Annotated in this window: 12 protein-coding genes; 8 read left to right on the top strand and 4 right to left on the bottom strand. The window is 74.4% G+C overall.

Annotated features, from left to right (window positions below; all coding sequences use genetic code 11):
- The first annotated feature begins 111 nt into the window (after positions 1–111).
- The 7 genes from ACWEFJ_RS22975 to ACWEFJ_RS22945 all read left to right on the top strand — a co-directional run bounded on the left by ACWEFJ_RS22975 (position 112) and on the right by ACWEFJ_RS22945 (position 6532).
- Positions 112–594: a phosphatase PAP2 family protein gene (locus ACWEFJ_RS22975; protein ID WP_378088713.1), complete on the top strand. Its 483-nt coding sequence runs from the start codon at positions 112–114 to the stop codon at positions 592–594.
- Between the two features lie 48 nt (positions 595–642).
- Entirely contained in the window at positions 643–2112 is a 1470-nt protein-coding gene (locus ACWEFJ_RS22970) for a sensor histidine kinase (protein ID WP_378088715.1), read from the top strand.
- The gene (locus ACWEFJ_RS22965) at positions 2109–2756 is read left to right on the top strand and encodes a response regulator (protein WP_378088717.1); all 648 of its coding nucleotides are present in this window, start codon (positions 2109–2111) and stop codon (positions 2754–2756) included. Before ACWEFJ_RS22970 ends, ACWEFJ_RS22965 begins: the two co-directional genes overlap by 4 nt.
- Before the next feature lie 397 nt (positions 2757–3153).
- Positions 3154–3522, top strand: coding sequence for an ArsR/SmtB family transcription factor (locus tag ACWEFJ_RS22960; protein WP_449714980.1), 369 nt, complete (start codon positions 3154–3156; stop codon positions 3520–3522).
- Complete coding sequence (locus ACWEFJ_RS22955) at positions 3512–4576, top strand: flavin-containing monooxygenase (RefSeq protein ID WP_449714979.1); 1065 nt, start codon at positions 3512–3514, stop codon at positions 4574–4576. Before ACWEFJ_RS22960 ends, ACWEFJ_RS22955 begins: the two co-directional genes overlap by 11 nt.
- A 161-nt stretch (positions 4577–4737) precedes the next feature.
- Complete coding sequence (locus ACWEFJ_RS22950) at positions 4738–5745, top strand: iron reductase (RefSeq protein WP_378088723.1); 1008 nt, start codon at positions 4738–4740, stop codon at positions 5743–5745.
- A 46-nt stretch (positions 5746–5791) separates the two neighbouring features.
- Positions 5792–6532 (top strand): class I SAM-dependent methyltransferase, encoded by a 741-nt coding sequence (locus ACWEFJ_RS22945; protein ID WP_378088725.1) that lies wholly within the window; start codon positions 5792–5794, stop codon positions 6530–6532.
- 3 nt (positions 6533–6535) lie between these two features.
- On the opposite strand, the gene ACWEFJ_RS22940 is transcribed toward ACWEFJ_RS22945, so the two are convergent.
- A complete protein-coding gene (locus ACWEFJ_RS22940) occupies positions 6536–7723 on the bottom strand; it encodes a hypothetical protein (RefSeq protein ID WP_449714978.1) in 1188 nt (395 codons plus the stop codon).
- 77 nt (positions 7724–7800) lie between these two features.
- Here ACWEFJ_RS22940 and ACWEFJ_RS22935 point away from each other — a divergent pair, with 77 nt between their 5' ends.
- Positions 7801–8493, top strand: coding sequence for a TetR/AcrR family transcriptional regulator (locus ACWEFJ_RS22935; RefSeq protein ID WP_378088729.1), 693 nt, complete (start codon positions 7801–7803; stop codon positions 8491–8493).
- A 193-nt stretch (positions 8494–8686) separates the two neighbouring features.
- Here ACWEFJ_RS22935 and ACWEFJ_RS22930 read toward each other — a convergent pair whose 3' ends face one another.
- Genes ACWEFJ_RS22930 through ACWEFJ_RS22920 form a run of 3 tightly spaced genes read right to left on the bottom strand, consistent with a single transcriptional unit; the run spans position 8687 to position 13051 of the window.
- Positions 8687–9448, bottom strand: a complete 762-nt coding sequence (locus ACWEFJ_RS22930; protein ID WP_378088731.1) for a hypothetical protein — start codon at positions 9446–9448, stop codon at positions 8687–8689.
- Between the two features lie 33 nt (positions 9449–9481).
- On the bottom strand, positions 9482–11662 hold the full coding sequence (locus ACWEFJ_RS22925) for an MMPL family transporter (protein WP_449714977.1): 2181 nt from the start codon (positions 11660–11662) through the stop codon (positions 9482–9484).
- Positions 11663–11701: 39 nt separating this feature from the next.
- A complete protein-coding gene (locus ACWEFJ_RS22920) occupies positions 11702–13051 on the bottom strand; it encodes a hypothetical protein (RefSeq protein WP_378088735.1) in 1350 nt (449 codons plus the stop codon).
- Positions 13052–13055 lie beyond the last annotated feature (4 nt).

The following is a 13055-nucleotide window of genomic DNA, read 5'->3' as shown; positions in this document are numbered from 1 at the left end:
TACACCGTGCGCCGCCGGGCGGGCAACCACGTCCGACCCTGTCGAAAGTCAAGGGCGATCGGTTCCTTTCGGCAGGGGTGCGCGGCCGGCCGCCTGCCTAGCTTGGGGCGGGTGATCGAATTCCTGGCGGTCGGCACCGACGCGGTGCTCGGCGTGTTCGCGGTGATGTTCCTGGTGCTGTGGTTCCGATTCCGGCTGCGCGCCGTGCTGGCGGGCGCGGGGGTGGTGCTGGCCTACGGGATCTCCGAGGTGGTGAAGCTGCTGGTGGCCGAGGAGAGGCCGTGCCGCACCGCGCCGGCGCTGGTGGAGTGCCCCGCCCCGGGTGACTGGTCGTTCCCCAGCAACCACTCGGCGATCGCGGGCGCGTCGGCGATGGCGGTGTTCGCGCTGCACCGGGGGTTGGGGTGGTTGGCGTTCGTGGTGGCGGTGGCGGCGGCGTCGTCGCGGGTCGTCCTCGGCGTGCACTACGTGCACGACGTCGTGGCCGGGCTGCTGCTGGGGGCGGTAGTGTCGTGGGCGATCGCCCGGGTGGTCCGACCGCGGGCGCGGTCCCGCGCCGACGCGCCGACCGTCGTCCTGGACCGGGTGCGGTGATCGCAAGGGCTGGTGGCGACTCCGGTGACGGCCGGGACGAGGAGTGCCGTGCTGGGGCGGTTCGCGTTGTGGGTGTGCGCGGCGGTGCCGGTGCTGGCGGGTGGGGTGACCACCCGGGCCGGCCGGCTCGCGGTGTGGGAGGTCGTGCTCGACCTGGTGGTGCTGGCGGTGGCGTTCGCGATCGTGCCCCGGCGTCCCACGGTGGCGCTCGGGCTGGCGCTGGGCGCGTGGCTGGTCTGCTACCTGGTGCGCGTCGAGCTGGACAGCGGGACCGGCGTGGTCGCGCTCGCCGCCGCGTTGGCCCTCGTCAGCTTCCTGGCCGGGCGGCACGCGGCGGACCCGCGGCCGACCGCCATCGCGCTCGCCGTGGCCGAGGTGGCGGGTGTGGTGGTCGCGCTGACCGAACGCGGCGGGTCGGACACGGCGTTGGCCGTCACGTCCGGCATCGGGGTGCTCGGGGTGGTGCCGTGGGCGTTCGGGCGGTTCCGCAGGCGGTACGCCGAGCTGCTCGACGTCGGCTGGGAGCACGCCGCGCTGCTGGAGCGGGACCTGGACCGCGCGCGTGACGCCGAGCGGGCGCGGTTGGCGGGCGAGATGCACGACCTGGTCGGGCACGAGTTGGCGCGGGCGGCGTTGCTGGTGGGCGCGCTGGAGCTGGAGCCGACGCTGACCGGCCGGCAGCGGGAGGCCGCCGGGACCGCGCGGGCCAGCGTCACCGCGGCGGCGGAGCGGCTCGCGGAGGTCATGCAGGTGCTGCGGGCCGACGAGGACGAGCCCGTGGCGGGTGTCGAGGAGGTCGTCCGCCGGTCGGGGCTCGCCGTGCGGCTGGTGAACCGCCGCACCGAGGAGGTCGACGGGATCATCGCGCGCACCGTGCACCGGGTGGTGGCGGAGGCGTTGACGAACGTGATCAAGCACGCGCCGGGCGCGGAGGTCACCGTGGAGCTGAGCCCGGCGCTGGAGCTGCGGATCGCCAACGGGCCCGCCCCGAAGGCGCACGCCGTGGGCAGCGGCAAGGGGCTGGTGGGCCTGGCCGAGCGCGTCGCGCTGGTCGGCGGCCGGTTCCACGCCGGTCCCACCCGCGACGGCGGGTTCGAGGTCCGGGCCGAGCTGCCGGAACGGCCGTTGCCGCGCACGACGCCCACGCACGTGCGGCGGGAGCACACCGAGCAGGAACTCCGGCGCAGCGCCCGGCGGACGGTGCTGATCACGTCCGCGGTGTGCGCCGTGATCGCGATCGGCGTGCCGGGGTACATGGTGTTCGACGCGGCCACGTCCGTGCTGACGCCGGCCGCGTTCGACCGGGCGCGGCCGGGGCAGCACGAGGACGAACTGGACCTGCCGTGGCGGACGAGGGTGGACAACCCGCTCGGCGTCCGCGCGCCGGCGGGCGTCGAGTGCCGGTACTACAGCACGCACGCCAACCCGTTCGACCACGCGCGGCACGACCTGTACCAGCTCTGCTTCCGGGACGACCGGTTGGTGCGCAAGGAGTCGCTCGTCAGGAGGTCCGGTTGATCAGGGTGGTGCTCGCCGACGACGAGCCCGTGGTGCGGTTCGGGGTCAAGGCGGTGCTGGCGACCGCCGGCGACGTCGACGTGGTGGCCGAGGCCGCGACCGGGCACGACGCCCTGGCCGAGGTCGCGCGCCACCGCCCCGACGTGGCCGTGCTGGACATCCGGATGCCGGGCCTGGACGGCCTCGACGCGGCCGGGCTGATCGCCGAGCGGCACCCCGGGACGCGGACCCTGGTGCTGACCACGTTCGCGGACGACGGCTACATCAGCCGGGCGCTCGGCGAGGGCGCCTCCGGTTTCGTGCTCAAGACCGGCGACCCGCAGGAGCTGATCTCCGGCGTGCGCGCCGTCGCGACCGGCGCCGCCTACCTGTCCCCCTCCGTCACCAGGCGCGTGGTCGACCACCTGGCCCGCAGCCGCCCCCGCCCGGCCGCGACGGCCCGGATCTCGCCCCTGACCGCCCGGGAGCGGGAGGTGCTGGGCCTGGTGGGCGCGGGCCTGTCCAACGCCGAGATCGCCGCGCGGATCCACGTGGTCGAGGGCACCGTCAAGGTCTACGTCAGCACGATCCTGAAGCAGCTGGGCGTCCGCAACCGCGTCCAGGCGGCGATCATCGCCCACGAGTCGGGCCTGATCCCCGACTGAGCGCCCCCGTGCGGGCAGCCGCAGCGACGCGCGGGCGGCCCGCACGGGGGCGTTGACCGCGGGGCGGGAGTGCGTTCTCGTCGGGGTGCCGGCCCCGCGCCGGCCTCGGGCAGGAGGGCGGTGTGCCGGTGGACGCGCGACGCGAGGACCGGGGCGGTGTCCACCAGACCGGGAGCCGGACGACCTGCGCGACCTGTGGCCGCCGCCCACCTGCGGGCGCTCGGACCGGACCACCCCCACACGGCGACCATCCGCCGCGACCTCGCCTACTGGCGACGGCTCCTCCGGCGGGGGCACGACGTGCCGAGGTGACCGGTGCGGCGGCGGCTGTCGCGCTCCCGGCGGACGGGGCCGTCGTCGTTCCGGGTTGCCACCCGACATATCAACGAACGTTAGTATGTCGGCCGTGGACCGTGACGCCTGCGACCTGTTGTGCCTCGACCTCCCGCACGCGGAGGAGATCAGGGCCGGGCTGCCGGAGCCGTCGCCGGTGGAGCAGGCGGCCGCGGCGGCGCGGGCGTTGGGCGACCCCACCCGGTTGACGATCGCCGCCGCCCTGTTCACCGGTGGCGAGCTGTGCGTGTGCGACGCGTCCTGGGTGGTCGGGGCGGCGCAGAACCTCACCTCGCACCACCTGCGCCAACTCAAGGCCGCCGGGCTGGTGACGGCCCGCCGTGACGGGCGGCTGGTGATGCACGCGCTCACCGCGCGGGGCCGGACCCTGGTCGCCGCCGTCCTCGACGTGACCGCCGACGATGTCCGCTGACGCGCACCACGACGTCCTCGTCATCGGCGGCGGCCAGGCCGGGCTCGCCATGGGCCGCGCCCTGGCCGTCGCCGGGCGCGACTTCGCCGTCCTCGACGCCGCGACCGAGGTCGGCGCGTCGTGGCGTCGCCGCTGGGACTCCCTGCGGCTGTTCACCCCGGCCCGGCACAGCGGGCTGCCCGGCCTGCCGTTCCCCGGACCCGCCGACCACCTGCCCGGCAAGGACGAGGTCGCCGACTACCTCGCCGACTACGCCCGGCACTTCGCCCTGCCGGTGCGGCTCGGAACCGCCGTGCGCCGGCTGTCGCGGACCGACGACGGGCGGTTCCGGGCCGTCACCGACCGGGGCACGCACACCGCGCGGGCCGTCGTCGTGGCGACCGGTCCGTTCCAGCGCCCGGCCGTTCCCGCGTTCGCCCGCGACCTCGCCCCCGGCGTCACCCGGCTCCACACCGCCGACTACCGCGCCCCCGACCGCCTGCCGGACGGCCCGGTGCTCGTCGTGGGCGCGGGGAACTCCGGCGTGCAGATCGCCGACGAACTCGCCCGCACCCACCGGGTGACCCTGGCGGTCGGGTCGCGGCAGCCGACCCTCCCGCAACGCCTGCTCGGCCGCGACCTGTTCACGTGGCTGGACGCGCTCGGCGTGGTGGACGTGCCCGCCGACAGCGGCCTCGGCCGCCGCCTGCGCCACCGCGACCCGCTGATCGGCGTCGGGCTGCGCGGGCTGCGCCGCCGGGGCGTGGTGGTGCGCGACCGGGTCGTCGCGGTGCACGGGGACCGCGTCCGCACCGCCGACGGCCACGACACCACCCCCGCGACCGTCGTCTGGGCGACCGGGTACCGACCGGACTACGGCTGGCTGGACCTGCCCGGCGCGCTGGGCCCCGACGGCCGGCCGCACCACGCGGCGGGCGTCAGCCCGATCCCCGGCCTGCACTTCCTCGGCCTGCCCTTCCAGCGCAACCGGGGCTCGGCGCTGCTCGGCTGGGTCGGCCGGGACGCGGCCCACCTGCTCGGCGCGGTGACCGCCCGCCGACCCCCGACCGCCTAGGCGGCCCGACGGGGGCGCCGGTCGACCCCGGAGCCGGTCCGGTCCACCGATGCGCCGAACCGACCGCCCGGGGGCGGGAACTTCCGCGGCACGGCATCCGACTGAATCAAGCAAGGAGGACGCACGGGCGCGTCGTCCCCGTCCACGGAGGTAGGGGCGCGATGGTCTCCGCGAAGGCGACGCTCGACGGCGCTCGGCGCCGGCCGGGCCTGCGGGCCGACTTGAGGACGGCGGCGCTGGACGCCGCCGCCGCACTGGTGATCACCCTCGCGATCTTCGCGTGGCTGTACGCGCGGGTGCGGTCGGGGACGTCGGCCACCGTCGCGGTGATGCCGTTCCTCGCCGACGCGAACGCCTACCTGATGTACTGGCTGTGCCAGGCGTTCGGCTGGACGGCGCTGCTGTGGGCGTGGTTGACCACCATGCTCGGGCTCGTCCGGTCGAGCGACCGGCCGCGGCTCTCCCCGGTCGCGGTCGAGCGGTGGCACCGCGCCACCAGCCTGACCACGATCGGGCTGATGTTCGCCCACGCGTTCTGGTTCTTCGCCGAGCTGGTGCGGGTCAACGAGTACGGCCTGGGCTGGGCGGGCCGGATCGGCAGCGCGTTCGTCGAGGTCTTCGTGCCGGGCGGGTACCCGTCGGGCACCGGCCGCGTCGCGGTCCTGCTCGGCCTGCTGGCGCTCTACCTCGCCCTGCCGCTCGGGTTGGCCTACTACCTGCGCCACCGCACCGGGGCGCGGGTGTGGCGGGCGCTGCACCGGTTCGTGATCGTCGTGTACGTGCTCAGCGTCTGGCACACCCTGCTCTACGGCACCAATGTGTGGTTCGACGGCTGGCCGCGCACCACCCTGTGGCTCCTGCAGTTGCCGATCGCCGTGCTGCTGCTGGCGCGGTTGCTCGCACCGGCCCGTCCCAGCGAGCGGCTGGGGCGCGGGGGCGGCGCCCTGGTCACCGGTCGGCGGGCGGTGGCGCTCCTGGCGGTCGTCGCCACGATCGGGGTGCTCGTCGCCGTGGTGGTGAGCGGTCGGGACGGTGGCCGCACGCCCGGCGCGCACCACGGCGCCGGCCTGTCGGTCCAGCCGTGGATGGTGTGGGTGGGGCTCGCGGCGTTCGCGGTGGCGGTGGCCGTGGCGGTCGGGCTGGCCCGGCGTGCCGAACGGGTGCGCTGATCCGGGACGGCACACGGACCTGACGCGCACGAAGGGGTGGAGCGCCATGCACTGGTACGAGGACGACGACCTCTGGGTGGGGTTCGCGGAGGTCATGTTCCCGGCACGCCGGCACGAGGAGGCCGCCGACCTCGTCGCCGGCTCGCCGCTGCTGGAGGTCCCCGCCGGCGCGCGGGTGCTGGACCTGGCCTGCGGACCGGCCACGCACGTGGTGCCCTTCGCCCGGCGCGGGGCGCGGGTCACCGGCGTCGACCTCAGCCCGGCCATGCTCGCCCGCGCCCGCGACGCGTGCGACCGCGCGGGCGTGACCGCGCGCCTCGTCCAGGCCGACATGCGGCGCCACGTCGAGCCCCGGGCCTACGACCTGATCGTCAACATGTACACCTCGTTCGGGTACTTCGCCGACCCCGACGACAACCTCGCGGTGCTGCGCCACGCCTTCGCCTCCCTCGCGCCTGGCGGGCGGCTCCTGGTCGACGTGCTGGGCAAGGAGGTCCTGGCGGGCTGGGTCGGCCGACCGCAGGCGGTGGACGTGGACGGCGGCACGGTCTACATGCGGGACACGATCCTCGACGACTGGACGCGGTTGCGCACCGACTGGACGTTGGTGCGCGGCGGCGCCGCCCGCCACGCGTCCATCGTGTCGTTCCTCTACAGCGCGGCCGAGCTGCGCGCGATGTTCGAGGCCGTCGGGTTCACCGACGTCGAGTGCTACGGGGACTTCGACGCCTCGCCCTACGACAACCGGGCGCGTCGCCTGATCGTGCGGGGCTCGCGCGCCGACTGACGCTCACCCCTCCGCCCCCACGTCGGCCGGGAGGACCCGTTCGGTGAGCAGGCGGCGGACCCGCGCGGTGCGGTCGGGCACGTCCAGCCAGGCGTCCAGCAGCCGCCAGCCGTGGAAGTAGGCCAGGACGTAGAGCGACATGCCGGGCGCGCGCAGCGAGGTCAGCGCGGCGGCCGCCTCGGCTTCGGTGAGCAGGGACCAGCGGGACAGGTAGTCCGCCACCTCCGCCTCCGGGCGGCCTTCGCCGGCGAGGAGGGCGGCGTTCGCCCAGACGCCGAACAGGGCGTTCTGGGCGCGGTGGATCGCCGCGAAGTCGCTGCCGTCCGGGGCGATCCCGAACTCGGGCAGCACGTGCCGGGCGAGCCACGCCTGGGCCTCGTCACCGGGGAAGACCAGGTCCTGCGCGTGCAGGCCGAGGCCCTCGCCGACGACGGAACCGGGCGTGAGCAGGAACCTGATCCGCTGCTCCGGGCCGAGCAGGCGCTCCTTGAGCACGGCCTCGGCGATGTGCCCGGGATGGCCCTCGTGGGCGACCACGTACAGCAGGTCCGCCAGGTTGAACGGCACGTCCCGGTTGACGTGGATGGTCGACCGCAGACCGCCTTCGTACTCCCCGGCGGCGCGGAAGTGCGTGCCGGACACCAGGCGGCACCGCACCTGCTCGTCCTCCGGCAGGGGCACGATCCCGCCGGTGCGCCGACGCGTTTCGGAGACCGCGCGCAGCACGAGGCCGGGCACCCGGTGGACCCGGTCCGGCGGCAGCAGGTGGGCGGTGCGCCAGGCGTTCAGCCGTTCGGCCAGGGAGCCGGGGCCGCCGGGCAGCGCGGCGTCGAGGCGGTCGTGCACCTGCTCGAACAGCGCCTCCGGCACCCGGTGCGCGGTGATCCCGAGGCACTCGCGCGCGTGCTCCGGCAGCGGTGCGCGCTCGCCCGCCAACCGCCGTGCGACGGCCCGCATGGCGCGGACGTCGGCCGCCAGGTGCCGGGCGCGCTCCGGCGGGAACGGCACGTGCTCCGCCAACGCCTCGGCGTCCTCGACCAACCGCCCGGCCGGGGGCGGCTCCTCGCGCTCCACCAGCTCACGCCACCCGGGCGGCCCGTGGTAGACGAGCACCGGCCCGGTGGCGCTGCCCGTCATCCGCCGGCTCAGCCGCAACGCCAACAACCCGTACCGCCGCAACCAGTCCCGCACGTTCTCCTCCTCCACTTCGGGTGCTGCCGAAGCTAGCTGTACGGTTTCCCGTACACCGCACGGAAGGAGTCGGCGAGGTGCCCCGACAGCGACCGGCCGCGATCTGGTTCGCCGAGGAGCCGGAGCGGAAGCCACGCCTGTCCCGGGACCGGATCACCCGCGCCGCGGTCGAACTGCTGGACGCCGAGGGCGTGGCCGGGCTGTCCATGCGCCGCCTGGCCGCCCGCCTGCGCGCGGGCACCATGTCGCTGTACGAGTACGTCGGCAGCCGCGAGGACGTGCTGGACCTCGCCGTGGACGCGGTCCTCGCCGAAATCGAACTCGACGTCGACGACGACCTGCCGTGGCCCGACGCCCTGCGCCGGCAGATGGTCCGCAGCAGGCGGGTCATGCTGCGCCACCCCTGGCTACCGGCCCTGACCGCCACCCGTCCGCTGCTGGGCCCCCACGCCCTGGCCGCCGCCGAACTGCTCCACGCCCTGCTCGTCCGGGCGGGCCTGACGGGCCCCCGCCTCACCGCCGCCGTCGGCGCGCTGACCTACTACGTCCAAGGCTTCACGGCCGCCGAGAACACCTGGCGCACCACCGTCCGCGACCCGGCCGAGGAAACCGACCTGCGCCGCCGAACCCAACACCACCTGACCCGCCACCAGGACCGCTATCCCGTGCTGGCCGAGCACTCCACCGTGGCGGACACCGACTTCGACCACTCGTTCCACCTGGGCCTGGACACCGTCCTGGCCGGCATCCGCGCCCAGGTCGGCGACTGAGCCCCGGACCGAGGAGCCACGCATCGGCGGTCGCGCCCGGGAGTGGCCTGCGCGGCGTCGGATCGGACACCACCGCCCTGCCGTCGGGGACGGCGGCGGGGCGTCGTGCGACGACCGCGCCCACGCCGGCGCCTGGCGGATGGACGTGGTGAACGGATCGCTCCGGAACCACACCGGAGGACCGCGCACCGCCCTACCGCACGCGCCCCACGCGGAAGTCGTTGCCGTGGTAGCGGGACAGCAGGCTGTTCATCATGGTGGTGAAGAAGCGGCGGTAGGCGCTTTCCGTGACCAGGGTCTTGAACCAGGTCCACCGGTCCATCCGGGTCAGCGCCATCAGCGGCGGGATCGGGAAGTTCTGGCACGCGAGGAAGGCGGCGATCGTGCCCTTGCCGTCGGGGGTGCGGCGGAACGACGTGTAGCCGTCGTCGCACACGGCCGAGCCGTTCGGGCTGTGCACGGTCAGCATCCACACCCGCTGCTCGTCCGGGCCGTACTCGACCTTCTCCAGCTTGTAGACGTCGAGGTTGTCCTTGCCGAAGTACGCCGCGTAGTTCGGCTGCGGCAGGGCGACGACGCGCACGCCCTGGTGCACGGACCGGCCCTCGCCGTCCCGCTTGACCACCCTCGTCGTGACGCCGAGCGAGTCGCGGTAGAACTCGCCGATGTGGCTGATGTCCACCCTGGACACGAAGTCCTCGAACGGCACGTCGAACGTCCGCTCGCCGTAGAACAGCACGGTGTCGGCCAGGTGCACCCAGCGCATGCCCCGGCGGTCCAGCGGCACCGCCGAGAGCTGCCGCTCCACGTCCTCCAGCTGCGGGATGATCTTCTCGTAGTCGGCCTCGTGGTAGAGGCCCAGGTCGATGTCGAAGGACGGCTCCACCCGGTCCACCGTGGGCTTGGCGAAGACGATCCGCGTCGCGCGGGCGACGGCCGAGAGGATTGAGGGCACGGTCCCGGAACCTTTCTTCGAGTGCGGGGAGGGTCAGACCAGGTCGTCGGACGAGGACGCGCGTCCGCTCACGACCTCGGGGCGGCGCTCCGCCGGCGGGGCGGGCCGCGGGGTCGGGGAGGACGGGAACCACCAGTTCCAGCGGCCCATGAGCTGCATGCTCGCGGGCACCAGGACGCCGCGGACCACGGTGGCGTCGATCAGCACGGCGAACGCGAGCCCCACGCCGAGCTGCTTGAGCGGCGTCACGTCCGACAGCGCGAACCCGAAGAACACCGCGATCATGATCGCCGCGGCGCTGCTGATCACCCGGCCGGTGCGCGCCACGCCGTCGATGATCGACCCCGTGTTGTCCCCGCTGCCCCGGAACAGCTCGGCGATCCGGGAGATCAGGATGACCTCGTAGTCGGTCGACAGCGCGATGACGATCGCGACGATGGTGATCGGCACGATCGGGTGCAGGTCCGCCGGGTCGGACCAGCCGATCAGCGCCGCGCCCACCTCGGTGGTGGACAGCAGCAGCAGGCCGCCGGTGCTCGCGCCCAGCGACACCACGACCAGCAGCACGGCCTTGATCGGCAGCACGATCGACCGCATCGCCACCACGAGCAGGATCAGCACGAGCCCGAGCAGCACGGCCAACATCAGCGGCAGGCTCGCGAACAGGGCGTCGGTGGCGTCGATGCGCATCGCGGTCTCGCCGCCCACCTCGTACACCACGCCGTCGAGCTGCCCGCGCAGGTCGCCGTCGCGCAGGCTGCGCACCAGGTCGTGGGTCCGGTCGTCGGACGGGCTGTGCACGGTCGCCACGCTCACCCGGTAGACGTCCGGCCGGTCCAGCGGCACGGGCGCCGCCGCGCGCACCTCCGGGTCGCCGGACAGCACCTGTGCCACCCGTTCGGCCTGCGTGCGGGCGGTGTCCGCGGTCGCCCGCACGACGATCTCGACGGGCGAGATCACCCCCGGCCCGTAGGCGGCCGCGGCGGCCTCGGTGGCCTGCCGCACCTGCGAGTCGGACGGCATCGCGCTCGCCGACGGCAGGTCCACCCGGTCCGCGAGGTCCAGCGCGGGCACGCAGAACAACGCCATCAGCACGGTCGCGCCGACCAGCCAGCGGCCGGGCCGGTCGGTCACCCGCTTGCCCCAGCGCGCCCAGAAGCCCGACACCTCGGCGTCCACCGCCACCGCGCCGCCGGACGCGAGCAGCCGCTGCCGGTCCTTCCTGCGCAGCACCCGCAGGCCCAGCATCCGCAGCACGATCGGGGCGCCGACGAGCGCGGCCACGATCGCCGCCACCGTCACCAGGATCATGCCGAGCCCGGCGGTGCGGATGGCCCGCGAGTCGACCAGGAACATGGTCGCCTCGGCCACCACCACGGTGATCCCCGACCAGGCGATCGCCGTGCCGGTGGTGCGCATGGCGTGCCGGACCGAGTCGTCCACGCCCATCCCGCGCAGCAGCGACTCGCGCACCCGCTGGACGAGGAACATCGCGTAGTCGACGGCGAGCGCGAGGCCCACCATCGACGCCGCGTTCGTCACGTACTCCGAGAACGGGATGCCGTACGCCAGCGCGCCCGCCGCGCCCAGGCCGCCGACCAGCGCGGACAGGCCGATGACGAGCGGGACGACGGTGGCCCACAGCGCGCCGAAGGTGAGCAGCAGGACCACCAGGACGATCGGCAGGCCCACCTGCTCGGCCCGCAGCAGGTCGCTGCGGGAGAGCTGGACCAGCTCCTCCCGGTGGGCGCCGTACCCGCCGAGGAACACCTCGCTGCCCTCGGCGGTCAGCTCCTCCTCGTCGTTGAGCAGCTTGTTCGCCACGTCGATCGAGCCGTCGACGCCGCCGGTGGCGGAGACCCCGAGGACCACGATCGGCCCCGATCCGGGGTCGGGCGGGGGCAGCGGCAGCGGCTTGACCTCGCGGACGCCTTCCGTGCCCGCGATGGCCGCGCTGATCGGTTCCAGCGCGGCCCGCCCCGCCGCGTCGTCGCCCGCCGCACGACCCGTCACGACGACGAACAGCGAGGGCACGCCGTTCGCGCTCAGCTCCCGCGCGACCGCCTCCGCCTGGCTGGACTCCGACGCCTCGCCGCCCGGCACCGCGCGGCCCTCCAGCCCGAGGGCGAAGAAGCCGCCGACGACGGCCAGCAGCACCCAGGCGACCAGCACGGGTTTGCCGTTCCGGAAGAGGAAGTCGGTGAGGCGGTCCATCGGGGTGGCTCCTGGTGGGTCGCGGTGGTGGTCCGGCCGCTAGCGCGGCGCGCCGGGGCGCTGCTTCGCCCGCGGTTGCCGCGGCGCGCGCGGCGGCTTGGCCGGAACCTGCTCCGGCGTCGCCACCGTCGGCCGCGTGGTCAACAGTGCCCGGTCGCGGGGCTCCGCCGCGACACTCGGGGGGCTGATGAGGGTGCTGTGGTGGAAGCCGAGCCGGGGGTCGCTCCACCACCGCAGACCGCTGTCGAACTCCTGGAGCTCGGGCATCCGCACCTGGAGCCGGACGGTGTTCTCCGGGTAGTTGTAGACGGTGACCTGGTTCAGCCCGCGGTTCGCGGTGAACAGCAGCGACTGGTCGGCGGAGAGCTGGCAGGCGTACACCGAGTCCACCATCGCGCCGCGGGCCACGCGCAGCGCCCGCAGGTAGTGGTGCCCCTGCGTGACGGCCGACCCGCGGCTGAACGTGTCCACGAGCGTGCGCGCGACCTGGCGGCCGGCCCGGAGCTGGGCACGCAGGCTCGGCCGCTCGTCGAGCACCCGGAACGTCGTGAAGCTCGCCAGGTCGATCATCACGATCGTCCCGCTGGCCCCGTTGCAGTAGATCAGCTCGCGGTCGGAGATGCAGACGTCGGAGTTGATGTGCGCGGGCGTGTCGTGCCCGGCGGACCAGTGCCGCAGCACCTGCCCGGTCTCCGCGTCGATCTCGAACGCGTACTCCTTGAACTGGGCGATGCTCCACTCGTGCCAGTCCCGGCCGTCCTGCGGGTTGACCCGGAACGACAGGGCGTAGAAGCGGTCCTCCACCGGGTGCGCCACCACGTGCCAGCAGGTCGCGGGCAGCGCCACCCGGCGCGCGGTGCGGGTGTGCAGGTCGAAGATGCCGACCTCGCACGCCTCGCCGCGCCCCGGGTGGTCCATGCCGCCGTAGACCAGGTAGCGCCCGGACGCCGTGGTCTTCATCGCGTGCGGCAGCTTCACGCCGTGGTCGCCGAGCCGCTCGGCCTTGTCCAGCCGCTGGAGGTCGGTCAACCACAGGCCGTCGCCCATCGCGGCGACGGCCTGCGTGTCGTTGATCCACGCGACGTGCGTGCTGCCCTTGATCGACGAGTCGGTCGGCTCGAACCGCAGCGTGGAGATCCGCTGGATCTCCTCGCCGTTCGCCGCGTCGTAGAACATCAGGTGCTGGCCGGTGCTGCCGAGGAAGCCGACCCGCCGGTCCGGGCTCACGCTGACCGCGTGGCCGCCCGCCATCCCGTCGTAGTACTCGACGTCGTAGGCGTACCGGCCGCTCTGCGGGTCGTACCGGAAGATGCAGACGCCGGCCCGTCCCTCCAGCCCGTTGAGGCCGTTGCCGTCGAGGGCGATGTGGAACGCGTACGGGTACTCCATCAGG

This window comes from Actinosynnema sp. NPDC004786 (genome assembly GCF_053601135.1).
The sequence above is the reverse complement of the archived record's forward strand: the minus strand, read 5'-3'. Positions and strand labels throughout refer to the sequence as shown.

Bases quoted from the DNA above. Each gene is read 5' to 3' on its own strand.
- ACWEFJ_RS22960 (WP_449714980.1), top strand. From the start codon at position 3,154: ATGTCGGCCGTGGACCGTGACGCCTGCGACCTGTTGTGCCTCGACCTC.
- ACWEFJ_RS22955 (WP_449714979.1), top strand. From the start codon at position 3,512: ATGTCCGCTGACGCGCACCACGACGTCCTCGTCATCGGCGGCGGCCAG.
- ACWEFJ_RS22950 (WP_378088723.1), top strand. From the start codon at position 4,738: ATGGTCTCCGCGAAGGCGACGCTCGACGGCGCTCGGCGCCGGCCGGGC.
- ACWEFJ_RS22945 (WP_378088725.1), top strand. From the start codon at position 5,792: ATGCACTGGTACGAGGACGACGACCTCTGGGTGGGGTTCGCGGAGGTC.
- ACWEFJ_RS22925 (WP_449714977.1), bottom strand. From the start codon at position 11,662: ATGGACCGCCTCACCGACTTCCTCTTCCGGAACGGCAAACCCGTGCTG.
- ACWEFJ_RS22920 (WP_378088735.1), bottom strand. From the start codon at position 13,051: ATGGAGTACCCGTACGCGTTCCACATCGCCCTCGACGGCAACGGCCTC.